This is a genomic window from Streptomyces sp. ME19-01-6 (assembly GCF_033793745.1).
Taxonomy (GTDB): domain Bacteria; phylum Actinomycetota; class Actinomycetes; order Streptomycetales; family Streptomycetaceae; genus Streptomyces.
Window position 1 is genome coordinate 80,875 of sequence record NZ_JARAXF010000028.1, and the last position, 24,005, is coordinate 104,879.

Sequence of the window (24,005 nt, forward strand, 5' to 3'; positions counted from 1 at the left end):
GATGATGCGTGCCGATCACGCCTCGTACGCGTGCGGCGCCGCTCTCGGCTTTCTCGGCGACCTCGCCATGGGCGATCCGCGCCGCGGCCACCCTGTGGCCGCGTTCGGGCGCGCCGCCCTGGCCGTCGAGCGGCTGCTGTGGCGCGACCACCGCGGATCCGGGGCTCTTTACACCGCGCTGTGCGCGGGTGGCGCGGCCGCGGGCGCCGTCTTGTCGGTGCGCGCGGTACGGGCTTTGGGAGGGCCCGCGGTGGGACGCCCTGCCCCGGGAAGCCCCGCCCTGGAACGCTTGGAACGCCCCGTACCGAGGCACCCCTCCCCCGCCGCGCAGACCATGCTGACCGCCGCCGCCACCTGGGCCGTGCTCGGCGGGACGACGCTGGGCCGGGAGGCGCGGGCCATCGGCGGCGCGCTGGCCGCCGGGGACCTCGACGCCGCCAGGCGGCGGCTGCCGCACCTGTGCGGACGCGACCCGCAGGCGCTGGACGAGGCGCAGATCGCGCGCGCGGTCGTCGAGTCGGTCGCCGAGAACACCTCCGACGCCGTCGTGGGCGCACTGGTGTGGGGGGCCGTCGGCGGGGTGCCGGGCCTGGTCGGCTTCCGGGCCGTCAACACCCTGGACGCGATGGTGGGCCACAAGTCGCCGCGCTACCGGCGGTTCGGGTGGGCCTCGGCCCGGCTGGACGACCTGGCCGGCTGGCCCGGCGCACGGCTCACCGCGGCGCTGACCGTCCTGGCCGGGCCCGATCCGCGCGGCGCGCGGCGCGCCTGGCGGCGCGACGGCCACCGCCATCCGAGCCCCAACGCGGGCCCCGTGGAGGCCGCGTTCGCGGGCGCGCTCGGCGTTCGGCTGGGCGGCACCCTCGCGTACGGGGGCCGCGTCGAGCACCGGCCGGTGCTCAACCCCGGCGGGCGGCCGGTCGAGGCGGCCGACATCGAGCGCGCGGTACGGCTGTCGCGGCGCGTCGGCGCCCTGGCGCTCGGCGTATCCGTCACGGCCCGGCTGGCCGCGGGGGCGCTGCGGCCGGCCCGTACGGCCACGCGGCCCGGCGAGGCGCCCGTACGCGCCCAGCGCGCCCCACATGGCGCGCTCGCCCGTTGGGCACGGTCCATGCCCCTCCCTCCCGCTCAGTCCCGCCGCGCTCCAACGCACGGGCTTCCCTCGTCACTGCTCGCTCCTCCGTCGCTGCGCGGCTCCTCAGTCCAGCCCGCGCAGCGCGCCAAGACACGCTCATACGAGACACTCGGCGCGGGTCGGCCGGGCGGCCCGGCGACGGCGCGGCCCGCGGCCGCTGGGAGGGACTACGGATGAGCGGAATACACGGCGGAGGCGCCAAGCGTGTGCCGGGCGGCGGGCTGCTCGTCGCGGGTACGACCTCGGACGCGGGCAAGAGCGTCGTCACGGCCGGGATCTGCCGCTGGCTCAGCCGCAAGGGCGTCAGCGTCGCGCCCTTCAAGGCGCAGAACATGTCGCTCAACTCCTTCGTCACCCGCGACGGGGCGGAGATCGGCCGCGCCCAGGCCATGCAGGCCGCCGCCGCGCGCGTCGAGCCGAGCGCGCTGATGAACCCCGTCCTGCTCAAGCCGGGCAGCGACCGCAGCAGCCAAGTGGTGCTGCTGGGCAAGCCGGTGGGCGAGCTGAGCGCGCGTGGCTACCACGATGGGCGGCAGGACGCGCTGCTCGGGACCGTCACGGAGTGCCTGGCCGAGCTTCGGCGCACGTACGACGCGGTGATCTGCGAGGGCGCGGGCAGCCCCGCCGAGATCAATCTGCGCCGCACCGACATCGTCAACCTGGGTCTCGCCCGGGCCGCCCGGCTGCCGGTCGTCGTGGTCGGGGACATCGACCGCGGCGGCGTCTTCGCGTCGTTCTTCGGCACGACCGCGCTGCTCTCGGAGCCCGACCAGCGGCTTGTCGCGGGCTATCTGGTCAACAAGTTCCGCGGCGATGTGACTCTGCTGGAGCCGGGCCTGCAGATGCTGCACGGCCTGACGGGCCGCCCGACCATGGGCGTGCTGCCGTACGCGCACGGGCTCGGCATCGACGAGGAGGACGGGCTGCGGGTGTCGCTGCGCGGGGCGGTGCGCGAGAGCGTCGTCACGCCGCCGCACGGCGCGGACATCCTGCGGGTCGCGGTCGCCGCCGTGCCGCTCATGTCGAACTTCACGGACGTGGACGCGCTGGCCGCCGAGCCGGGCGTGGTCGTGCGGTTCGTGGACCGGCCGGAAGAGCTGGCCGACGCCGATCTGGTAGTGCTGCCGGGCACCCGCGGCACCGTACGGGCGCTGGAGTGGCTGCGGACGCGCGGGCTGGCCGCGGCGATCGCGCGGCGGGCGGCGGAGGGCCGGCCGGTGCTGGGCATCTGCGGCGGCTTCCAGATGCTCGGCGAACGCATCGAGGACGAGGTCGAGTCGCGGGCCGGGACGGTCCAGGGGCTCGGGCTGCTTCCGGTGCGGGTGCGATTCGCGGTGCACAAGACCCTGGCCCGGCCGGTCGGCGAGGCGCTCGGCGAGCGGGTGGAGGGCTACGAGATCCACCACGGGGTCGCCGAGCTGCTGGACGGCGCGGACGAACCCTTCCTGGACGGCTGCCGGGTGGGCTCGGTGTGGGGCACGCACTGGCACGGCTCGCTGGAGAGCGACGGCTTCCGGCGCGCCTTCCTGCGGCGGGTCGCGGACGCGGCGGGCCGGGCGTTCGTCCCGGCACCCGACACGAGCTTCGGGGAGCTGCGCGAGGAGCAGTTGGACCGGCTGGGCGACCTGATCGAGGAGCACGCGGAGACGGACGCGCTGCTGCGGCTGATCGAGCACGGCGTGCCGGACGGACTGCCCTTCGTCCCACCGGGGGCGCCGCCCCGGCCTCCCGGGCCGTCGCTGCCCTCTCCTGCGGCGTCTGCGGAGCCGTCACTCCCTCCGCCTGGCCCAGAAGACCCCCACCGCGCCCACACCGCAGGAGGTACCCCCGCATGACCGCCACCCCCTACCCGTTCACCGCGCTCGTCGGGATGGCCGACCTGCGGCTCGCGCTCCTGCTCAACGCCGTGTCACCGGCCGTCGGCGGGGTGCTGGTGCGCGGCGAGAAGGGCACTGCGAAGTCGACGGCGGTGCGGGCGCTGGCCGCCCTGCTGCCCGGCATCGACGTGGTGGCCGGCTGCCGGTTCTCCTGCGACCCCGGGGCGCCCGACCCGGGCTGCCCGGACGGCCCGCACGACCCGGACACCGGCACCGTACGGCCCGCCCGGATGGTCGAACTGCCGGTCGGCGCCTCCGAGGACCGGCTGGTCGGGGCGCTGGACATCGAGCGGGCGCTGTCGGACGGGGTGAAGGCGTTCGAGCCGGGCCTGCTCGCCGACGCGCACCGCGGCGTGCTGTACGTCGACGAGGTCAACCTGCTGCACGACCACCTGATCGACCTGCTGCTCGACGCGGCCGCCATGGGCGCCTCCTATGTGGAGCGCGAGGGCGTGTCCGTACGGCACGCGGCGCGCTTCCTGCTGGTCGGCACCATGAACCCCGAAGAGGGCGAGCTGCGCCCGCAGTTGCTGGACCGCTTCGGCCTGACGGTGGAGGTCGCGGCGTCGCGGGACACCGACGAGCGGGTCGAGGTGGTGCGGCGGCGGCTGGCGTACGACGAGGACCCGGCCGGGTTCGCCGCGCGCTGGGCGGACGAGGAGAGCGCGCTGCGGGAGCGCGTGGCGGCGGCGCGCGCCCTGCTGCCGCGGGTGCGCCTGGGCGATGGAGCGCTGCGGCAGATCGCGGCGGTGTGCGCGGCGTTCGAGGTGGACGGGATGCGCGCGGACATCGTGACGGCGCGTACGGCGACGGCGCTGGCGGCGTGGGCGGAGCGTACGGAGGTGACCACCGAGGACGTGCGGCAGGCCGCGCTGCTGTCGCTGCCGCACCGGCGCCGGCGGGCTCCGTTCGACGCGCCGGGGCTGGACGAGGACAAGCTCGACGAGGTGCTCCGCGAGTCCGGGGGCGGGGACGACGACCCGGACCCGGGGACGGACGGGCGGGACGAGCAGGGCGGGCAGGACGGGCCCGAGGGACCGGGCGGACCTGAGGGGCCGGCGGGCCCTGACGGGCCGGCCGGCGGACAGCCGCCGCGGGGCGTGCCGGAACAGGCGCCGCCGTCGGCCGCGCCCTCCGTACCGGAGCAGCGCACGGGCTCCGACGGCTCCCACGGTTCCGAGGCTTCCGACGCCCCGAGCGAGGCCCCTGACGCCGACGGGGACGTGGGTGGGGCCGCGGCGGGCGGGCCCGGCGGCGAACGCGCGGCCGTGGGTGCCGCCGAGCCGTTCCGGACCCGGCGGCTCGACGTGCCGGGGCTCGGCGAGGGGGCAGCGGGCCGGCGGTCGCGCGCCCGCACGGCCCACGGCCGCACCACCGGCGCCCGCCGCCCCCGCGGAACCCTGTCCAAGCTGCACCTGTCGGCGACCGTACGGGCCGCCGCACCGCACCAGCGCACGCGCGGCCGGCAGGGCCCCGGGCTCGTGGTGCGCCGTGACGACCTGCGGGAGGCGGTGCGCGAGGGCCGCGAGGGCAACCTCGTGCTGTTCGTGGTGGACGCGTCGGGGTCGATGGCCGCGCGGAAGCGCATGAGCGCCGTCAAGGGCGCCGTCCTGTCCCTCCTGCTGGACGCCTACCAGCGGCGGGACAAGGTCGGCCTGATCACCTTCCGGGGCGCCGAGGCGGCCCTGGCGCTGCCGCCCACCTCGTCGGTGGACGCGGGCGCCGCCCGGCTGGAGAAGCTGCCCACCGGCGGGCGCACGCCCCTGGCCGCCGGGCTGCTGAAGGCCCGCGAGGTGCTGCGGATCGAGCGGCTGCGGGACCCCTCGCGCCGTCCGCTGCTGGTCGTGGTGACGGACGGACGGGCCACGGGCGGCCCGGACCCGGTGTCCCGGGCCGGGCGCGCGGCCCGGCTGCTGGCGGACGACGGGGTCGCCTCGGTGGTGGTGGACTGCGAGGCGGGGCCCGTCCGGTTGGGCCTGGCGGGCGCGCTGGCGTGCGAGCTGCGGGGGACGCCGGTGACGCTCGACGAACTGCGCGCGGACAGCGTGACCGCGCTGGTGCGCGACGCGCGCACGACAAGCACCGCACGGACCGTACGAAAGACACGGAGGGCCGCCTGATGCCGCAAGGACAACCGACCGTCGTACCCGACGACGGGCTGACCACCCGGCAGCGCCGCAACCGGCCGCTGGTGCTCGTGCACACGGGCGTCGGCAAGGGCAAGTCGACGGCCGCGTTCGGGCTGGCGCTGCGGGCGTGGAACCAAAGCTGGCCGGTCGGTGTATTCCAATTCGTAAAGTCCGCGAAGTGGCGGGTCGGCGAGGAGCGGGCGCTGCGCGTCCTCGGCGAGTCGGGGGAAGGGGGGACCGTCGCATGGCACAAGATGGGCGAGGGCTGGTCGTGGCTCCAGCGCTCCCAGCAGGACGCCATCACCAGCGAGGAGGCGGCGCGCGAGGGGTGGGAGCAGGTCAAGCGGGACCTGGCGGCGGAGACATACCGGCTGTATGTGCTGGACGAGTTCGCGTACCCCATGCACTGGGGCTGGGTGGACACCGACGAGGTGGTGTCGGTGCTGCGCGACCGGCCCGGGACCCAGCACGTGGTCATCACGGGGCGTAACGCGCCTCAGAAGCTGCTGGACTTCGCCGATCTGGTCACCGATATGTCCAAGGTCAAGCACCCGATGGACGCCGGCCAGAAGGGGCAGCGGGGCATCGAGTGGTGAGTGTTCAGTGAAGGTGAGTGTCCAGTGGTGAGCGTGCCGCGCCTGGTCATCGCCGCGCCCGCCTCAGGCAGCGGCAAGACCACGGTGGCCACGGGCCTGATGGCCGCCTTCTCGGAGCGCGGTCTCGATGTGTCGCCGCACAAGGTCGGCCCCGACTACATCGACCCCGGCTATCACGCGCTGGCCGTCTCCTCCCCGGCCCGCTCCGGGCGGGCGGCGCGCCCGGGCCGCAATCTGGACGCCTATCTGTGCGGGCCGGAGCGGATAGCCCCGCTGTTTCTGCACGGGGCGGCCGGCTGTGATCTGGCGGTCGTCGAGGGCGTGATGGGACTGTACGACGGGGCGGCAGGGCAGGGCGAGCTGGCGTCGACGGCGCATGTGGCGAAGTTGCTGCGCGCGCCGGTGGTGCTGGTGGTCGACGCCTCGTCGCAGTCCCGCTCGGTGGCGGCGCTGGTGCACGGCTTCGCGTCCTGGGACCCCGAGGTGCGGGTGGCCGGGGTGATTCTCAACAAGGTCGGCTCGGACCGGCACGAGGAGCTGCTGTGCGACGCGCTGGACGGGTCGGGGGTGCCGGTGCTCGGGGCGCTGCGACGGGTGCGCGCGGTGCGCGCCCCGAGCCGCCATCTCGGTCTGGTGCCGGTGGCCGAGCGGCCGGCGGAGGCGGTCGAGTCCGTGGCCGCGCTGGCCGAGCGGGTGCGAGAGGGCTGCGACCTGGAGGGCCTGCTGGCCCTGGCCCGCAGCGCACCGCCATTGGCGGACCCGCCCTGGGACCCGGAGCGGGAGACGGCCCCCGCGCGGGGCGAGGCGAAGGCGACTGGGGGCGAGGTAGAGACGACCGGCGCCGGGGCGAAATCGACCGGGGCAGGGGTGAAGGCCGCCGGGGGCGAGGCAGAGACCGCCAAGGGCGGGACGGAGGCGGTCGTCGCGTTGGCGAGCGGGGCGGCCTTCACCTTCTCCTACGCCGAGCACGCCGAGTTGCTCACCGCCGCGGGCGCGGAGGTGGTCCCCTTCGACCCGCTGCGGGACGAGCGCCTGCCGCCCGGCACCGCCGGCCTGGTGATCGGCGGCGGCTTCCCGGAGGTGTTCGCGCCGGAGCTGTCCGCGAACGAGCCGCTGCGCGCGGAGGTGGCCCGGCTCGCGGCGGCCGGTGCGCCCATAGCCGCCGAGTGCGCGGGGCTGCTGTATCTGGCGCGCTCGCTGGACGGCGAGCCGATGTGCGGAGTGCTGCCCGCCGAAGCGCGCATGTCGGAGCGGCTGACGCTGGGGTACCGCGAGGCGGTGGCGATCGGCGACAGCTCACTCGCCGCCGCGGGGACCCGGGTGCGCGGTCATGAGTTCCACCGCACCGCCGTGGAACCGGGCGCGGGGCCGGAGCCCGCGTGGGGGCTGGTCCGTCCGGAGCGCCGCGCGGAGGGGTTCGTCCAGGGCGGTGTGCATGCGTCGTATCTGCATGTGCACTGGGCGGCGGTGCCGGACGCGGCGGTCCGGTTCGTGGCCGGTTGCGCGCGGCGGGACGGATGAGATGGCGAAGCGAATGGCGGAACGGAACGGGAGGGGACGGTGAATGGAGAGCGTGACACGGACGGGGGCTTCCCCCGAGCCGCCGGTGAGGGCCACGCCGGCGTCGCCGGTGGAGACCGCGCCGATGCCATCCGTGCCGTGCCCGGGGCTTGTCGTCGGGGTCGGTGCCGGGCGGGGTGTGTCCGTCGGGGAGGTGACCGCGCTCATCCGGCGGACGCTGGAGGGGGCGGGGCTCTCGGTGTGCCAGGTCGTGGAGTTGGCCACGGTCGAGGCGAAGGCCGCCGAGCCGGGGCTGGTCGCGGCGGCGGCCCGGCTCGGCGTGCCGCTGCGGGGTCATGGGGCCGCGGCGCTGGCCTCCGTCGCGGTGCCGAACCCGTCCGGGGCCGCGCTGACCGCCGTGGGGACGCCCGGTGTCGCCGAGGCGGCGGCCCTCCTCGCCGCGGGGCCGGGGGGCGAACTGCTGGTGGCCAAGCGGAAATCGGAGCCGCGCGGCCGTCCCGCGCGGGCCACCTGCGCCGTCGCGCGCCGGCTGTCCTGGCTCGGTTCGCCTCCGGGGTGCCTTGGCCCCTGTGGCCCGCAGCGCCGGGGCAAACACGGGCAGGACGGATAGAGATGACCTGCCTACACATCGCCCGGCAGAACTCAGTAACGTCACGGGGCGGGATCCCGAACCCCGCATCGCACTGTGCCACCCGCACCACCAGCACCAAGGAGACCTCGTGACGACCCCGCCCGCGCTGCTCATCGCAGGCATCGGCACCCGAGACGAGAGGCGCGCCGACGCCTTCCGCGACTTCGTACGGGAGTTGGGCACCCGCAATCCCGGCCTGCCCGTCGCGGGCGGCTTCACCGGCCAGAGCCCATTGCCGCTCGGTGACGCGGTGGCCGGACTCGCCGAGGAGGGCGTGACCCGCTTCGCCGTCGTACCGCTGACGCTGATCCCCTCCGAGCGCGCGGAGCAGGACCTCACCGCCGCGCTGGCCGGCGAGCGCGAGCTGCGCCCCGACATGTCCTTCGTCCGCGCCCGCCCGCTGGGCCCGCACCCCCGGCTGCTGACCGTGCTGGAGCGCCGCCTGGACGAGGCGCTGGGCGACGGCCCGCGCCGCTCCCCCTCGGACCGGGCGGAGACCACCGTCCTGCTGGTGGGCCCCGGATCGGTGACCCCCGACTCCAACGCCGAGGTGCACCGGGCCGCCAGGCTGCTGTGGGAGGGCCGCGGCTTCGGCGGTGTGGAGACCGCCTTTGTCTCGCTGGCCGCACCGGACGTGGCCTCGGGCCTCGACCGCTGTGCGCGGCTGGGGGCGCGGCGCATCGTGGTGCTGCCGTACTTCCTGTTCGCGGGCACGGCGGCGGACCGGGCGCAGCAGCAGGCGGAGGGCTGGGCGCTGGCGTACCCGGAGGTCGAGGTGGTGACCGCCGAGGTGCCTGGTCCCTCGGAGGAGCTGGTGGAGCTGGTCATGGAGCGCTACCGGGAGGTGGCCGGGGACGAGGCCGGACACGAGGCCGGGGATACGGCGGGGGATGAGACGGGCGGGTTGGTGACCGTGCCCGCGCAGGATGGCCGGCACCCCGGTTCCCCCGCGCATGTCGGCTGAACAGCTCGCTGACGCGTCCGCCGATCCGTCCGCCGGGTTCGACCCGCGCCATCTGCGTCACCACGGGGACGCGGAGGTGCGGGGCTCCGGCGCCGGGCTGACGGACCTCGCGGTCAATGTCCGGGCCGGCACGCCTCCCGGCTGGCTCAAGGCCCGGGTGGCCGCCGCGCTCGACGGCCTCGCCGCCTATCCGGACGGCCGCGCGGCGCGGCGCGCGGTCGCCGCGCGGCATGGCGTGCCGTCGGCGCGGGTGCTGCTGACGGCGGGTGCGGCGGAGGCGTTCGTCCTGCTCGCACGCGCCCTGCCGGTGCTGTGCCCGATCGTGGTGCACCCGCAGTTCACGGAGCCGGAGGCCGCGCTGCGGGACGCGGGGCACCGCGTGAAGCGGGTGGTGCTGGACGAGCGGGACGGCTTCCGGCTGGACCCGGGCGCGGTGCCGGAGGAGGCGGACCTGGTGGTGGTGGGCAACCCCACCAACCCGACGTCCGTGCTGCACCGGGCCGATGCGGTGGCCGCCCTGGCCCGCCCCGGGCGAACGCTGGTGGTGGACGAGGCGTTCATGGACGCGGTGCCCGGCGAGCGGGAGTCGCTCGCCGGCCGCACCGATGTGCCGGGGCTGGTCGTGCTGCGCAGCCTCACCAAGACCTGGGGGTTGGCGGGGCTGCGGATCGGCTATGTGCTGGCGGAGCCGGACACGGTCACGGCCCTGGAGCGGGCGCAGCCGCTGTGGCCGGTGTCCTCCCCCGCCCTGGCGGCGGCGGAGGCGTGCTGTGCGCCTCCGGCGCTCGCCGAGGCGGCGCGGGCGGCGGAGGCGATCGCCGCCGACCGGGCTCATCTGGCCGCGCGGCTGGCCGAGTTCGAGGAGATCCGGGTGTGTGCCCCGGCAGCCGGCCCCTTCCTGCTGATCCGGCTGCCGAAAGCCACCGCGGTCCGCGCCCGCCTGCGCGAGTTCGGTTTCGCGGTGCGGCGCGGTGACACCTTCCCAGGCCTGGGCCCGGACTGGCTGCGCCTCGCGGTCCGCGACCCGGCCACGACCGACCGCTTCATCACCGCCCTGGCGAAGTCCCTCGCCGAGCGCTGACCCCGGCCGAGCCTCGCGGTCCGCGCCGGGGTGACGACCGGTGACGGCCCGTGCCGGGGCCGTCAAGCGGCGGGAAGTCCCACCGCCCGACGGCCCCGGCTCGCCCGACCGCCCCGGTTCGCGCGGCGGCCCGGCCGGGCCGCCGTCTCAGGCTCCGTCGCTCGGTGCCGCGGCGCGGCGGCGGCGGGCCAGGGCGATGGCGCCGGCGCCCAGGCCCAGGAGGGCCGCGCCGCCGGCCACGAGGTACGGCGTGGTGGAGCTGCCGCCGGTCTCGGCCAGGTGTTCCGGCTTCGGGCCGGGGCCGGCCTGGGAGCCGACCTCGGAGCCCTTGCCCGGGGCCTCACAGGTCGCCTCGGCCAGGGTGATCGTCCCCCCGACCTCGGAGACGTTCAGCTTGAGCGGGTTCACCGAGACCTTCAGGCCGAGCGCCGTGGCCGCGGCGGTGCGGGAGGTGGTCGAGGTGCGCGACAAGTCGAGCCGTACCGTGCCGAGCCCGGGCACATCGACCGTGGTCGTGCCGCTGGAGGCGAGGTTGACCTTCTTGCCGAGCACGACCACGCTGCCCAGCACGTTGGACTTCGCGGTGGGCCGCTTTCCGGCCTCGCACACCGCCTTCGAGGTGACCTGCTGGACCTCGATCAGCGGCACCGACGGCAGCCCCGGGAGGTGCACTTCGGCGTGTGCGAGGTTGGCGTACCCCTCGGCGCGGGACTTCTCGACGGTGCCACGCGCGGTGGCCACGTCCGCGCGCAGGACATTGAACGGCTTGCCCCCATCGACCCCGTCCAGTGTCGCGCTGAGCGCGGTCTTGTCGGCGGAAGCCGGCGCGCGCACCTCGTTGAGCGTGAGCGCCAGCGGCGCCTTGACTGTCTTGTTGAGCATCGAGACGTTCAGATCGGCGCGGAGCACGGTCGCGCCGGCTCCGCCCGTCGTGTGCGTGCTCGTCTTGGCGGAACCGCCCGCCTTGCTGTCGCCGTCGGTGGCGTGCGCCGAGCCCGCGGGCAGCAGGCCCAGAACGGAGACGGCGGCAGCTGCCGTGGCGGCCGCCAGGCGGCGGGCAGGCATGCCGGAGTAGTTGTTGGTGGAACAGGACACGTGAGTTGACCCCCACAGGAGACATGGAGCCGTCGGCGGCTCGCCACGGGGGGACACCACGGGCGCCGACGGCATCGACCCCGCAATATTTGCGGCACGCAAGGCCAACCGGCAGCTACCTGGGGTCAGTTCACCCCAACGGGTGTCACTCGCCGATGCGTTCGAGCTCCTGGGTCGCCCGGATCCCCCCGTCCCCTCAGCAGACCACCCGCCCGCGCAGCACCACCCGCCGCGGCGCCGTCAGCACCCGCACATCTGCCCGCGGATCCGACTCGTACACCACGAGGTCCGCCGACGCGCCCTCGGTGAGCCCGGGGCGGCCGAGCCAGGCCCGCGCGCCCCAGGTGGCGGCCGACAGCGCGGCCGTCGCCGGGATGCCGGCCTTGACCAGTTCGGCGACCTCCTGGCCGACCAGGCCGTGCGGGAGCGAACCGCCCGCGTCGGTGCCGGTGTAGATCGGCACGCCCGCGTCGTAGGCCGCGCGCACGGTGTCGTAGCGGCGCTCGTGCAGCCGCCGCATGTGGTCCGCCCAGCGCGGGAACTTCTCCTCCCCGGCCGTCGCCAGCTTGGCGAAGGTCGCGATGTTGACCAAGGTCGGAACGATCGCGACGCCCCGCTCCGCGAAGAGCGGGATGGTCTCCTCGGTCAGCCCCGTGGCGTGCTCGACGCAGTCGATCCCCGCCTCGACCAGGGGGGCCAGGGTCTCCTCCGCGAAGCAGTGCGCGGTGACCCGCGCGCCCAGCCGGTGTGCCTCGGCGATGGCCGCCTCGACCGCCGCACGCGGCCAGCAGGCCGCCAGGTCCCCGGCCTCCCGGTCGATCCAGTCGCCGACCAGCTTGACCCAGCCGTCCCCGCGCCGCGCCTCTTGCGCGACGTACGCCACCAGCTCCTCGGGCTCGATCTCGTGGGCGTAGTTGCGGATGTAGCGCTTGGTCCGGGCGATGTGGCGGCCCGCGCGGATGATGCGGGGCAGGTCGTCGCGGTCGTCGATCCAGCGTGTGTCGGCGGGCGACCCGGCGTCCCGCAGCAGCAGCGCCCCCACCTCCCGCTCGGTGAGCGCCTGCTTCTCGCTGGTCGAGTCGTCGACGGCGCCGTGTGTGTCGAGCCCCACGTGGCAGTGCGCGTCCACGAGCCCGGGCAGCACCCATCCCTCAATGGTCCGCACGTCCCGGGCCGCGGCCGGCCGACCGTAGGTGATCTTCCCGTCCACGACCCACAGTTCGTCCCTGACGTTCTCGACGGAGCCCCCGGCGTCCGGTCCGACGAGCACCCTGCCCTTGATGTGCAGCACCGCGCTATCCCTCATGCCTCGCACTGTACGAGACTTCACCGACGCGCTGACCGGCCAATTCCCAGGGGCCGGGACGGCGCCACTCGTACAACACGAAGAGCGCTGCTACGCTCACGCAACCCACCGGACAAGGGGAAGTGAGGAGGCCCGCGTGAGCGCTCCCACCGATGACCCGGCCGCCGTACGCCCCGCACCGGCGGCATTGCCGGCGTCACCGGAGACCGCACCGGACTTACCGGCGGCCACCCTGTCGGACCCGGCCTCCGAACCGATACCCGATCCGACTCCCGATCCGGCAGCGTTTCCGGCGCCCGAACCGAGACCCGTTGCGGCGTCCGCGCCGACGTCCGTCCCGACAGCCGATCCGGCGCCCGACCTCGCGCCCGCCGGGCCACCGGATGTCCAGGCGGAGTTCCGGGACTTCTTCGAACGGCACCACGCAGAACTGGCCCGCCTCGCCCACCTGCTGCTCGGCAGCTCCGACGGTGCGGACGACCTCGCCGCCGACGCGCTGGTCGCCGTCTGGCACCAGTGGGAGCGGGTGCGGGCCGCGGACCACCCGGCCGCCTACGCCCGGGGCGTGGTCGCCAATCTGGCGCGCTCCCGGATCCGCAGCCTGGTCCGCGAGCGCCGTCGGGTGGCGCTCTTCTCGTCCCAGCGTGCCGACCACGTCGACGACCCGGACATCTCCGCCGTGGTGGACGTCCAGGCCGCCCTGGTGAGGCTGCCCTTCCGCAAGCGCGCCTGTGTGGTGCTGCGGCACGCCTTCGACCTGTCGGAGCGGGAGACGGCGCGTACGCTCGGCATCTCGGTGGGCACGGTCAAGAGCCAGACCTCGCGCGGCATCGCGGAGCTGGAGCGGCTGCTCGGCTCGGCGCACGGCGGTGGGCAGCAGCCGGTGCCGGGCCCGCAGGAGACCGTACGGAAACTCCACCCTGGTCATGCGGGAGGGAACGGTCGATGATCGACCACCGCGAGCGGCACGACCGGATCGATGTCGCCGCCGAACTGCACACGGCCGCCGAGTCCCACCGGCCGGACCGGGCCCGGATGCTGGCCCGGGTGTCCGCCGGCATGGCCGGGGACCAGCGGCGCCGCTCCGAGCGCGGGGCGGGCCGTCCGTGGACCCGCGTGGCGGGCCCGTTCGCCGGGCTCGCGGCGGCGGTCGCCGCCGCGGGGATCGTGGTGCTGGCCACGGAGCCGACCCAAGGGCCGCAGACCGTGCGCACGTCGAGCGAGCCCGCGGCCCCGCCGGCCCACGCGGGGCGGGACAACGGGAACGGACAGGGGACGGACGACGGGTCGCAGCGGCACACTCCGACCGCCTCCCCCACCGCGGTCGGTCCAAACCACCTCGCCGACCCCGTGGTGCGCTCGAACGGCGAGATCGACCCGGGTTCCAACCCGTACTGGGCGCAGAGCGATGTGATCGTGAGGACCGGTAAGCCGCTGACCTCACTGACCGTCGAACTGCGGGTCGCGCACACCGGAGGGGTGCTCACCACCGGGTCCTGGAGCACGCTGCCCACCGACGACCTGACCGTCTCGGTGCGCAGCGAGGAGAACGCGCTGGTGTACCGCTGGACGCTGAAGGACGGGGCCACGGTGCCCGCCGGGCGGCATGTCTTCGCCGGGCAGTACAACCACGCGGAGGGCGATCGGGACATCACCGGGGACGGCTACGCGGCCTCCGGCAACGGCCCCTCGGGCGCGTTCGCCGTCCGAGGCCGATTCCGCGAGGCCAAGTGAAGCCAAGCGAATCCAGCTGATTCGAGGTGAATCCAGATGAATTCCAGATGGCCTGTTGAGATATGAAGAGAGCACCTTTTTGAATACAGGTTCCCATCTTCTTCTGCCCGCTTTCAGGACTCCTAAACGCTAAAGTTTCGTAACCCGGAAGCGCTGCAATTCGAGGGCATCACACGGCCGTTACATAGATGTGACATACTCCACACGGAGACCGTTTCGCCCCGATAACTCCCTGACAAAATAGCGCTTTTCAAGCATCGCCCCCTGCGCACGCGCGTCCCCGCGCGATAACACACCGACCCCCCTTCGGGTAACCCCTCACCGCAATGCAATTTAAGATTGTGCTCGGTAAATTCAATTCCCATGACCGCCGCACAAGCAGACCTTGCACGTGCCCGAAGAGAAATGCCGGAAGGACTGACGCTCGAGTCCCCACGCGTCGAGGACGGAGCCGCGATCTGGCGCATCGCCCGCGACTCCGGGACTTTGGACCTGAACTCCTCCTACAGCTATCTGCTGTGGTGTCGCGACTTCGCCGCCACCTCGGTCGTGGCCCGCGACCCGCGCGGGGAGCCGGTCGGCTTCATCACCGGTTACATCCGCCCGCAGCGCCCCCGGACCCTGGTGGTCTGGCAGGTCGCCGTCGACCAGAGGTGGCGCGGCCGGGGGCTGGCCGCCGCCCTGCTGGACGGGCTGACCGCGCGCGTCGCCGAGCACTCGGACATCCATGGCATCGAGACCACGATCACGCCGGACAACACCGCTTCCAACAGGCTGTTCACCTCCTTCGCCGAGCGCCAGGGCGCGGCCGTGGAGCGCGAGGTGCTGTTCGACGGCGGCCTGTTCCCCGACGGCGGCCATGAGCCCGAGGTGCTGTACCGCATCGGCCCCCTCGCCTCCCGTCCCTGACGCCCCGCCCCGCATTCAGCCAGCATCACACCCTCACCCCCTCACACTGATCTCCCAGGAGAATGCTGTGACCATCACCCCGCCCGCGCTGAGCGTCTTCGAGGCCCTGGAGTCGGAGGTGCGCAGCTACTGCCGCGGCTGGCCCGCCGTCTTCGACCGCGCCCAGGGCAGCTACATGTACGACGAGGACGGCCACACCTACCTCGACTTCTTCGCCGGGGCCGGAGCGCTCAACTACGGCCACAACAACCCGGTCCTCAAACGCGCCTTGCTGGACTACATCGAACGCGACGGCGTCACCCACGGCCTGGACATGGGCACCACCGCCAAGCGCGCCTTCCTGGAGTCCTTCCAGAACACCGTGCTGCGCCCGCGCGACCTGCCGTACAAGGTCATGTTCCCGGGCCCGACCGGCACCAACGCCGTCGAGGCCGCCCTGAAGCTGGCCCGCAAGGTCAAGGGGCGCGAGGCCATCGTGTCCTTCACCAACGCGTTCCACGGGATGTCGCTGGGCGCGCTCGCCGTCACCGGCAACGCCTTCAAGCGGGCCGGCGCGGGCATCCCGCTGGTCCACGGCACGCCGATGCCGTTCGACAACTACCTGGACGGCCGGGTGCCCGACTTCCTGTGGTTCGAACGGCTGCTGGAGGACCAGGGCTCCGGCCTCAACCAGCCCGCCGCGGTCATCGTCGAGACGGTGCAGGGCGAGGGCGGCATCAACGTGGCGCGCACCGAGTGGCTGCGCGGCCTGGCCGACCTGTGCAAGCGCCGCGACATGCTGCTGATCGTCGATGACATCCAGATGGGCTGCGGCCGCACCGGCCCGTTCTTCTCCTTCGAGGAGTCGGGCATCACCCCGGACATCGTCACGCTCTCCAAGTCCATCGGCGGCTATGGCCTGCCCATGTCGCTGACGCTCTTCCGGCCCGAGCTGGACATCTGGGAGCCGGGCGAGCACAACGGCACCTTCCGCGGCAACAACCCGGCCTTCGTCACCGCCGCCGCGGCCCTGGACACGTACTGGGCCGACGGCCAGATGGAGAAGCAGACCCTCGCCCGTGGCGAGCAGGTCGAGCAGGCGCTGCGCGCGATCTGCGAGGAGCACGTTCGGCTGGGCGCCGAGTACCGCGGCCGGGGCCTGGTCTGGGGCCTGGAGTTCACTGACCACACGCGCGCCTCGGCGGTGTGTGCCCGCGCCTTCGAGCTCGGCCTGCTGGTGGAGACCTCGGGCCCGCAGAGCGAGGTCGTCAAGCTGCTGCCGCCGCTGACCGTCTCCCCCGAGGAGTTGGACGAGGGGCTGCGGACCCTCGCCCGCGCGGTCCGCGAGACCGCCTGATCACCTCACACATCACCTCACATCACGAACAGAAAGGCGACAAACCACCGTGATCGTCCGATCCTTCAAGGACATCGAGGGCACCGAACGGCATGTGAAGGCCGCATCGGGCACCTGGGAGAGCAAGCGCATCGTCCTGGCGAGGGAGCGGGTGGGCTTCTCACTGCACGAGACCACGCTCTACGCCGGCACCGAGACATCGATGTGGTACGCCCACCACATCGAGGCCGTGTTGTGCGTCGAGGGCGAGGCAGAGCTCACCGACGACGAGACCGGCGAGAAGCACTGGATCACCCCCGGCACCATGTATCTGCTGGACGGGCACGAGAAGCACACCCTGCGTCCGAAGACCGACTTCCGCTGCGTCTGCGTCTTCAACCCGCCGATCACGGGCCGGGAGGACCACGACGAGAACGGCGTATATCCCCTGATCACCGAGCCGGAGGAGGTTTGATCCAGATGACCACGGTCGCTGACCTGTACCCGACCCGAGGAAGCTCCGAGACGGTCACCCCACGGGTGGACCCGGTGGTGTGGTCCGCTCCCGGGGACCCGGGGCCGCTGCGGCTGTCCGAGCTGAGCGACTTCGAGCGGGACGGCTTCCTGGCCGTCGAGCAGCTGATCACTCCGGACGAGGTCGCGGTCTACCACGCCGAGCTCGACCGGCTGATCGCCGACCCCGGGGTGCGGGCCGACGAGCGCTCGATCATCGAGCCGAAGTCGCAGGACGTACGGTCGGTGTTCGAGGTGCACCGGATCAGCGAGGTCTTCGCGAGCCTGGTCCGCGACCCGCGCGTCGTGGGCCGGGCCCGCCAGATCCTCGGGTCGGATGTGTATGTCCACCAGAGCCGGATCAACGTCAAGCCGGGCTTCGGCGCCTCGGGCTTCTACTGGCACTCGGACTTCGAGACCTGGCACGCCGAGGACGGGCTCCCGAACATGCGCACGGTGTCCGTGTCCATCGCGCTGACGGAGAACTACGACACCAACGGCGGCCTGATGATCATGCCCGGCTCGCACCGCACCTTCCTCGGCTGCGCGGGGGCGACCCCGAAGGACAACTACAAGAAGTCGCTGCAGATGCAGGACGCGGGCACCCCGTCGGACGAGGCGCTGACCAAGCTCGCCGACGCGCATGGCATCAGGCTGTTCACCGGCAAGGCCGGGTCGGCGACCTGGTTCGACTGCAACTGCATGCACGGGTCGGGCGACAACATCACGCCCTACCCGCGCAGCAATGTCTTCATCGTCTTCAACAGTGTGGAGAACGCGGCGGTCGAGCCCTTCGCGGCGCCGGTCCCGCGACCGGAGTTCATCGGGGCGCGGGACTTCACCCCCGTACGGTGACCCCTACGCCCCTACGCTCGCTGACCGGGTGACCGACGTCCCGGCCGGGGCCCTACCCCCCGGCCGGGACGTCGGAGACCACCTCCAGCAGCCGGTCAACATCGGCCTCGGTGTTGTAGAGGTGGAACGAGGCGCGCAGATTTCCGGCGCGCGCCGCCACAAAGACGCCGGCCTCGGCGAGGCGGGGCGCGGCGTGGCCGAGCCCCGGCACGGACACGATCGCCGAGCCCGGGGCGTTCACGCACCGGTGCCCCAGCCCGGCGAGCCCGGCCCGGAAGCGGTCGGCGAGCGCGCGGTCGTGGGCGCCGATCGCCTCGATGCCCAGCTCCTCGACGAGGGAGAGGGAGCGCGCGGCGCCGACGTACGACAGGAGGCTGGGGCTCTGGTCGAAGCGGCGGGCCGAGTGTGCGAGCTCCTCGACCGGCCCGTAGCAGCTGTCCCAGGGCTTCTCGCCGGCCGCCCAGCCCGCGAAGACCGGAACGAGCCCGCCGAGGTCCTCGGGCACGGTCAGGAAGGTGACGCCGCGCGGGCACATGAGCCACTTGAAGCCGACGCACACGGTGTAGTCGGCGTCGTCGGCGCTCAGCGGCAGCCAGCCGATGCTCTGGCTGCCGTCCACCAGGAGCCGGGCGCCGTGCGTACGGGCCGCCGTGCGGATGGCGTCCAGGTCGGCGATCCGGCCGTCCGCCGACTGCACCGCGCTGACGGCGACCAGGGCGGTGCCGGGTCGCACCGCGTTGGCCAGCTCCCCCAGCGGCACGGCGCGCGGCTTGAGGTCGCGGCGCATGGTGAAGGGGTTCACCAGCGAGCTGAAGTCGCCCTCGGCCACCACGACTTCGGTGCCGGACGGCAGGGAGGCCGCGATCAGCGCGGCGTACACGGCGACCGAGCCGCCCGCCGCGACCCGCCGCGCCGCCACCCCGGTCAGCCGGGCGTAGGCGGCGCGCGCTTCTTCCACCGCCTCCCAGGCCAGGTCGGCGGCGGGCCCTCCGCTCGCGGCGGCGTCGAGGGCGTCCTTCATGGCGGTCACGGTCCGGGCGGGGATCAGGCCGGTGGAGGCGGTGTTGAGGTACGTCGTCTGCGGCGCGAATTCCGCGCCTCCCAGGGGCTCCATGACCATCCACTATGAGAGGCGCTCATCCCCGCGTCCATCGCCGATGTGTGACACGTATCCCCAAGCGGTCCTTACGCATCCTCGCTGACCTGCGACGCTTCCCATGCCTGGCGCAGCGCCTGGGTGAAGATCTCAGCCGGTTGGCCGCCCGAGACGCCGAAGCGGCGGTCGAGGACGAAGAAGGGCACGGCACTGGCCCCCAGCGCGGCGGCCTCGCGCTCGTCGGCCCGTACGTCCTCGGCGTACGCGGCCTCGTCGTCGAGCACCGCGCGGGCCTCGGCGGGGTCGAGCCCGGCCCCGGCGGCGGCGGAGAGCAGCGTCTCGGGGTCGAAGAGGGACCGCTCCTCGGCGAAGTTCGCGGCGTAGAGCAGGTTCAGCAGTTCGACCTGGCGGCCGCGGGCCTTGGCGAGGTGCAGCAGCCGGTGGACGTCGAAGGTGTTGCCGTGGTCGCGGTCGGAGCGGTAGCCGAGCCCGGCGTCGGCCGCGGCCTCGGCGACCCGGGCCTCCATGGCCTGGGCCTGCTCGCGCGGGACCCGGTACTTGGTCGCGAGCATGTCGAGCACCGGTACGGTGTCGCCCTTGGGGTGGTCGGGGTCGAGCTCGAAGGAGCGGTGCACCACCTCGACCTGGTCGCGGTGGTCGAAGGCGGCCAGGCCCTGCTCGAAGCGGGCCTTTCCGATGTAGCACCACGGACAGACGATGTCGGACCAGATCTCTACACGCATCGGGCTCGCTTTTCCGATCAGTCGCCGGTCGCCGTACGCGGGGGTCGGCGGCGCCGGGGGGTTGTCACAGGGTCGGCGGGTCAACCACAAGGCGCCTCGGTTCATTCCCCACGGGGATTGCGATCACCTGATTCGGGGTGATTGTCTCCCCGCATGGCCAACCTCATCCTCCGGCTCACCGAAGAAGAACACGAGGAGATCCGGCGCCGTGCGGCGGCCGTCGGCATGACGCTCCAGGCGTACGGGCGGGCTCGGCTCGCGCTGGACCGGGACGAGACCCGGGAGACATTCCTGGCCGCGTTCCGGGATTCGCTGCAGCGCTGGAAGGGCGAGTTCGAGGAGCTCAACGAGGAGCTCGCGGCGCGTCCCCGCAGCACGAGCAAGGAGATGGGGTTCGACCCGGCCACGCGCCTGAGGGACGCCAGTTGACCCGGTCTCCAGGGTTTGCCATCGACTTCCCCACCCTGCTCCAGGCGACCGCGGACATCCCCGGCTCGCCCGCGATAGACGACTACGGGGTGCCGCTGGCGGCCATCCACCGGCACGGCGCGCACATGCTGAACCAGGACGTGTACTGGGGCGCCCACCTCAAGGCGGCCGCGGTCCTCGACACGCTGCTGCGCCACCCCTGGCTCGAACACTCCCAGGCCGACGCGGCATGGGCCGCGACCCGGGCGGTGCTGACGATAAACGGCCTGTCCGTCACCCAGGACGTCAAGGGCGCCGAGGTGCTGGCGCTGATGCGCGACATCGCGGGCCCGGGGGTTGCGCTGCGGCACATCGCCCGCGCACTGCGCGCCTGGACGGAGGACGGGACGGCCGACGGAACAGGGGGCGGAACAAGGGACGGGACAGTGGACGGGACGGCCGACGGCTGAGCCCGGCCGGCCGTACAGCCCACCGCGCTCTTCGGCGCGGACGACCGCGGGCGGGACCGGCCGGTCCCGCCCGCGGCGTTGTACCCCGGTTCGTCAGACCTCCCGGCGCCCGTTCACCCGGCGGGGCAGCCCCTGCGGGTTCTCGTCGCGCAGCTCCGGCGGCAGCAGCGCGGCCGGGGCGTCCTGGTAAGTGACCGGCCGCAGCCAGCGCTCGATGGCGGTGCCGCCGACCGAGGTGGAGGTGGAGGTGGTCGCCGGATACGGGCCGCCGTGGTGCTGGGCCGGGGCGACGGCGACGCCGGTCGGCCAGCCGTTGACCAGGACGCGGCCCGCGAGCGGGGTCAGCTCGGCGAGCAGCTCGCCGGCCCGGCCCTCGCCGCCTTCGCCCTCGGCCTCGGAGAGGTGGACGGTGGCGGTGAGGTTGCCCGGCAGCCGCCCGAGCACGGCCGTGATGTCGGCCTCGCTCTCGTAGCGGGCGAGCACGGTCACCGGGCCGAAGCACTCCTCGAGCAGCACATCGTGCGCCCCCTCCTCGGCGAGCAGCCGCGCCGGGACGGTCAGGAAGCCGGCGCTGACCGTGTGCTCACCGCCGGAGCCGGGGGTGACCGGGGCGTCCACCTCGGGGAGTTCGGCCCGCTCCTTGACCCCGGCGACGAAGTTGTCGCGCATGCGGTGGTCCAGCAGCACGCCGGCCTCACTGTTGCTGACCGCCTCGGTGAGGGACTTCACCAGCCGGTCGCCCGCCTCGCCCGCCGGAGCCAGCACAAAGCCGGGCTTGGTGCAGAACTGGCCCATGCCCAGCGTCATCGACCCGCCCAGACCCGCGCCGATCTGCTCGGCGCGCTCGGCCGCCGCGGCCTCGGTGACCACGACCGGGTTGAGGCTGCCCAGCTCGCCGTGGAAGGGGATCGGCACCGGCCGGGCGGCGGCGGCGTCGAACAGGGCGCGGCCACCGCGGATCGAGCCGGTGAAGCCGGCGGCGGCGACCAGCGGGTGCTTGACCAGCTCGATGCCCGCCTGGAAGCCGTGCACCACCGAGACCACGTCCGCGGGCAGCCCGGACTCCTCGGCGGCGCGGCGCAGTGCGGAGGCGGCCACCTCGGAGGTGGCGGGGTGGTCGGGGTGCGCCTTGACGACGACCGGGCAGCCCGCGGCGAGCGCGCTGGCGGTGTCGCCGCCGGGCACGGAGAAGGCGAGCGGGAAGTTGCTCGCGGAGTAGACCGCGACGACACCGAGCGGCACCTTGTAGCGGCGCAGGTCGGGCCAGGGCGGGGTCTGGGTGGCGTCGGCGTGGTCGACACGTACGTCGAGGAAGCCGCCCTCGTCCACGATGTCGGCGAAGGCCCGCAGCTGGTAGGTGGTGCGGGCGAGCTCGCCGGTGAGCCGGACGGGGCCCAGCGCGGTCTCGGCGTCGGCCGCCTCGACCAGCTGGTCCCGCGCCTCGTCGAGCCGGTCGGCGGCGGCGCGCAGGAAGGCGGCGCGCACCGCCCGGTCGGCCAGGGAGCCGCGTGCCTCGTGGGCCGCCCGCACCACGCGGTCGATCTCCTCGGCGGTGGCTTCGATCGCGACCTGCTCCCGCTGCTTCCCGGTTCGGGGGTCGACGCTCCACACTGGTGCTGACACCGTGGAATCCTCCTGCTGTGTTGCCGCTGCTTGCGTCCCGCACCTCGGCTGTTGTTCGATATGCTGAACGCTGTCCCTGATAGTGAACTCTGTTGGGACTCTATGGCTGGTCGAACAAAGGGGTCAAGGCGATGTCAACTGCCGAGACGGGTGGCGCCCAGGTCAAGTCGGCGGTCCGGACGGTCGAGCTGCTGGAATTCTTCGCCGGCCGACCCGGTATGCACAGCCTGGCCGCCGTCCAGGAGGCCGTCGGTTACCCCAAGTCCTCTCTCTACATGTTGCTGCGCACCCTGGTCGAGCTCGGCTGGGTGGAGACCGACGCGACCGGCACCCGCTACGGCATCGGCGTGCGCGCCCTGCTCGTCGGCACCTCGTACATCGACGGCGACGAGGTCGTGGCCGCCGCCCGGCCGACCCTGGACCGGCTCTCGGACGACACCACCGAGACCATCCACCTCGCCCGCCTCGACGGCACCAACGTGGTCTACCTCGCCACCCGCCAGTCCCAGCACTATCTGCGCCCCTTCACCCGCGTCGGCCGCCGGCTGCCCGCCCACTCCACCTCGCTGGGCAAGGCGCTGCTGGCCACCTACTCCGACGAGCAGGTGCGCAAGATGCTGCCGGAGACCCTGGGCGCGCTCACCGAGCACACCATCACCGACCGCGAGAAGCTCATCGAGGACCTGCACCTCATCCGCGAGCAGGGGTACGCGGTGGACCGCGAGGAGAACACGCTGGGGCTGCGCTGCTTCGGCATCGCGATCCCCTACCGGACCCCCTCGCGGGACGCGATCAGCTGCTCGGTGCCGGTGGCCCGGCTCACCCCCACCCATGAGCAGATGATCAAGGACGCCCTCTTCGACGCCCGCGACCGCCTCACCCTCGCGACCCGCCGCCTCTGACCGTGAGGCTGCGGCGTACGAGTGCGGTTTCGTCGGACCGGGCTGACACACGGGGGCCGTGGTGGTCTGCTGTGACCGGTCGAGTGAAAGGTGAGACGCATGGAGTACGCCCGCCTGGGACGGTCCGGGATCAAGGTGTCGCGGATCTGCCTGGGGATGATGAGCTATGGCGACCCCGAACACCGCACGTGGCAGCTGGACATCGACGCGGCGCGGCCGATCGTGCGGCGGGCGGTCGAGAGCGGCGTGACGTTCTTCGACACCGCCGATATGTACTCCAAGGGCAGAAGCGAGGAGGTCACGGGCGAGCTGCTGCGTGACCTCTTCCGCAGCCGCGACGACTACGTGCTGGCCACCAAGGTGCACTTTCCGATGGGGCCGGGGCCCAACGACCGCGGGCTGTCCCGGAAACACATCCTGGCGGGCATCGACGCCTCCCTGCGGCGGCTGGGCACCGACCATGTCGACCTCTACCAGATCCACCGGTGGGACCCCGAGACGCCGATCGAGGAGACCATGGAGGCGCTGCACGACGTGGTGCGGGCGGGGAAGGCGCGCTATATCGGCGCGTCGTCCATGTTCGCCTGGCAGTTCGCCAAGGCCCAGCACACGGCCGCGGCGGCGGGCTGGACCCGGTTCGTCTCGATGCAGAACCACTACAACCTGCTGTACCGGGAGGAGGAGCGGGAGATGAACCCGCTCTGCCTGGACCAGGGGGTGGGGGTGATCCCGTGGAGCCCGCTGGCGCGCGGGCTGCTCGCGGGCACCCGTGACCGGGACCGCACCGGGGCGACGGCCCGGGCGAGCGACGACCCGCTGGTCCAGACGTGGTACGCGGACGCCGAGTTCGACATCGTGGACACCACCCGTGCCGTGGCCGAGGAGCGCGGGGTGAGCCCGGCGCAGGTCGCGCTCGCATGGCTGCTCGGCAAGCCCGCGGTGACCGCGCCGATCGTGGGGGCGACCAGAATCGGCCACCTGGAGGACGCGGTCGCCGCGGTCGGGGTGCGGCTCGACGAGGAAGAGGTGGCCCGGCTGGAGGCGCCGTACCGCCCGCGCCCCGTCATGGGTCACGGCTGACGGGACGCGGGGGCGGCGGAGC

The 24,005-nt window shown here is 73.5% G+C and carries 22 protein-coding genes and 1 pseudogene; 18 read left to right on the forward strand and 5 right to left on the reverse strand.

Annotated elements, in window-relative coordinates:
• Nucleotides 1–4: 4 nt before the first annotated feature.
• The 8 genes and pseudogenes from PV419_RS40095 to cobC all read left to right on the forward strand — a co-directional run.
• Nucleotides 5–1,036, forward strand: a pseudogene (locus PV419_RS40095) (cobalamin biosynthesis protein); the annotation flags it as partial.
• Nucleotides 1,037–1,308: 272 nt separating this feature from the next.
• Nucleotides 1,309–2,970: a cobyric acid synthase gene (locus PV419_RS40100; protein ID WP_319697479.1), complete on the forward strand. Its 1,662-nt coding sequence runs from the start codon at nt 1,309–1,311 to the stop codon at nt 2,968–2,970.
• Complete coding sequence (locus tag PV419_RS40105; RefSeq protein WP_319697481.1) at nt 2,967–5,132, forward strand: putative cobaltochelatase; 2,166 nt, start codon at nt 2,967–2,969, stop codon at nt 5,130–5,132. Before PV419_RS40100 ends, PV419_RS40105 begins: the two co-directional genes overlap by 4 nt.
• Entirely contained in the window at nt 5,132–5,737 is a 606-nt protein-coding gene (gene cobO, locus PV419_RS40110; protein ID WP_319697483.1) for a cob(I)yrinic acid a,c-diamide adenosyltransferase, read from the forward strand. Before PV419_RS40105 ends, cobO begins: the two co-directional genes overlap by 1 nt.
• 24 nt (nt 5,738–5,761) lie before the next feature.
• Nucleotides 5,762–7,258, forward strand: coding sequence for a cobyrinate a,c-diamide synthase (locus PV419_RS40115; protein ID WP_319697484.1), 1,497 nt, complete (start codon nt 5,762–5,764; stop codon nt 7,256–7,258).
• A gap of 124 nt (nt 7,259–7,382) precedes the next feature.
• Nucleotides 7,383–7,868, forward strand: coding sequence for a cobalamin biosynthesis protein (locus PV419_RS40120; RefSeq protein WP_319697485.1), 486 nt, complete (start codon nt 7,383–7,385; stop codon nt 7,866–7,868).
• A gap of 109 nt (nt 7,869–7,977) precedes the next feature.
• Nucleotides 7,978–8,853 (forward strand): sirohydrochlorin chelatase, encoded by an 876-nt coding sequence (locus tag PV419_RS40125; RefSeq protein WP_319697486.1) that lies wholly within the window; start codon nt 7,978–7,980, stop codon nt 8,851–8,853.
• Entirely contained in the window at nt 8,843–9,934 is a 1,092-nt protein-coding gene (cobC, locus tag PV419_RS40130; RefSeq protein ID WP_319697487.1) for an Rv2231c family pyridoxal phosphate-dependent protein CobC, read from the forward strand. The genes PV419_RS40125 and cobC overlap by 11 nt, the downstream gene beginning before the upstream one ends.
• 147 nt (nt 9,935–10,081) lie before the next feature.
• On the opposite strand, the gene PV419_RS40135 is transcribed toward cobC, so the two are convergent.
• Both PV419_RS40135 and PV419_RS40140 read right to left on the reverse strand, forming a co-directional pair.
• Nucleotides 10,082–10,999: an SCO1860 family LAETG-anchored protein gene (locus tag PV419_RS40135; RefSeq protein ID WP_319697551.1), complete on the reverse strand. Its 918-nt coding sequence runs from the start codon at nt 10,997–10,999 to the stop codon at nt 10,082–10,084.
• Between the two features lie 226 nt (nt 11,000–11,225).
• Nucleotides 11,226–12,335 carry an amidohydrolase family protein gene (locus PV419_RS40140; RefSeq protein ID WP_319697488.1) on the reverse strand — a complete coding sequence of 370 codons (1,110 nt, stop codon included), beginning with the start codon at nt 12,333–12,335 and terminating at the stop codon, nt 11,226–11,228.
• A gap of 430 nt (nt 12,336–12,765) precedes the next feature.
• Here PV419_RS40140 and PV419_RS40145 point away from each other — a divergent pair, with 430 nt between their 5' ends.
• The 6 genes from PV419_RS40145 (at nt 12,766) to thpD (ending at nt 17,661) form a co-directional block, all read left to right on the forward strand.
• Complete coding sequence (locus PV419_RS40145; protein WP_319697553.1) at nt 12,766–13,284, forward strand: SigE family RNA polymerase sigma factor; 519 nt, start codon at nt 12,766–12,768, stop codon at nt 13,282–13,284.
• On the forward strand, nt 13,281–14,069 hold the full coding sequence (locus tag PV419_RS40150) for a hypothetical protein (RefSeq protein ID WP_319697489.1): 789 nt from the start codon (nt 13,281–13,283) through the stop codon (nt 14,067–14,069). Before PV419_RS40145 ends, PV419_RS40150 begins: the two co-directional genes overlap by 4 nt.
• Nucleotides 14,070–14,432: 363 nt before the next feature.
• Nucleotides 14,433–14,978 carry a diaminobutyrate acetyltransferase gene (gene ectA, locus PV419_RS40155; RefSeq protein WP_319697491.1) on the forward strand — a complete coding sequence of 182 codons (546 nt, stop codon included), beginning with the start codon at nt 14,433–14,435 and terminating at the stop codon, nt 14,976–14,978.
• Between the two features lie 67 nt (nt 14,979–15,045).
• Entirely contained in the window at nt 15,046–16,314 is a 1,269-nt protein-coding gene (gene ectB / locus PV419_RS40160; protein WP_319697493.1) for a diaminobutyrate--2-oxoglutarate transaminase, read from the forward strand.
• Between the two features lie 49 nt (nt 16,315–16,363).
• Entirely contained in the window at nt 16,364–16,768 is a 405-nt protein-coding gene (locus tag PV419_RS40165; protein WP_319697494.1) for an ectoine synthase, read from the forward strand.
• 5 nt (nt 16,769–16,773) lie between these two features.
• Entirely contained in the window at nt 16,774–17,661 is an 888-nt protein-coding gene (gene thpD, locus PV419_RS40170) for an ectoine hydroxylase (RefSeq protein WP_319697496.1), read from the forward strand.
• A 52-nt stretch (nt 17,662–17,713) separates the two neighbouring features.
• Here thpD and PV419_RS40175 read toward each other — a convergent pair whose 3' ends face one another.
• Together PV419_RS40175 and PV419_RS40180 are read right to left on the reverse strand one after the other, a co-directional pair.
• Nucleotides 17,714–18,775: an aminotransferase class V-fold PLP-dependent enzyme gene (locus PV419_RS40175; RefSeq protein ID WP_319697498.1), complete on the reverse strand. Its 1,062-nt coding sequence runs from the start codon at nt 18,773–18,775 to the stop codon at nt 17,714–17,716.
• 71 nt (nt 18,776–18,846) lie between these two features.
• Nucleotides 18,847–19,500, reverse strand: a complete 654-nt coding sequence (locus PV419_RS40180) for a DsbA family oxidoreductase (RefSeq protein ID WP_319697500.1) — start codon at nt 19,498–19,500, stop codon at nt 18,847–18,849.
• Nucleotides 19,501–19,653: 153 nt separating this feature from the next.
• On the opposite strand from PV419_RS40180, the gene PV419_RS40185 reads away from it, so the two are divergent.
• The gene (locus tag PV419_RS40185; protein ID WP_319697502.1) at nt 19,654–19,929 is read left to right on the forward strand and encodes a plasmid mobilization protein; all 276 of its coding nucleotides are present in this window, start codon (nt 19,654–19,656) and stop codon (nt 19,927–19,929) included.
• The gene (locus PV419_RS40190) at nt 19,926–20,378 is read left to right on the forward strand and encodes a fic family toxin-antitoxin system, toxin component (protein WP_319697504.1); all 453 of its coding nucleotides are present in this window, start codon (nt 19,926–19,928) and stop codon (nt 20,376–20,378) included. Before PV419_RS40185 ends, PV419_RS40190 begins: the two co-directional genes overlap by 4 nt.
• A gap of 93 nt (nt 20,379–20,471) precedes the next feature.
• On the opposite strand, the gene PV419_RS40195 is transcribed toward PV419_RS40190, so the two are convergent.
• Nucleotides 20,472–22,001, reverse strand: coding sequence for an aldehyde dehydrogenase (NADP(+)) (locus PV419_RS40195; RefSeq protein ID WP_319697506.1), 1,530 nt, complete (start codon nt 21,999–22,001; stop codon nt 20,472–20,474).
• A gap of 131 nt (nt 22,002–22,132) precedes the next feature.
• Here PV419_RS40195 and PV419_RS40200 point away from each other — a divergent pair, with 131 nt between their 5' ends.
• Nucleotides 22,133–22,903 carry an IclR family transcriptional regulator gene (locus PV419_RS40200; protein WP_319697507.1) on the forward strand — a complete coding sequence of 257 codons (771 nt, stop codon included), beginning with the start codon at nt 22,133–22,135 and terminating at the stop codon, nt 22,901–22,903.
• A gap of 99 nt (nt 22,904–23,002) precedes the next feature.
• Entirely contained in the window at nt 23,003–23,983 is a 981-nt protein-coding gene (locus PV419_RS40205) for an aldo/keto reductase (RefSeq protein ID WP_319697509.1), read from the forward strand.
• The last annotated feature ends 22 nt before the right edge of the window (nt 23,984–24,005 follow it).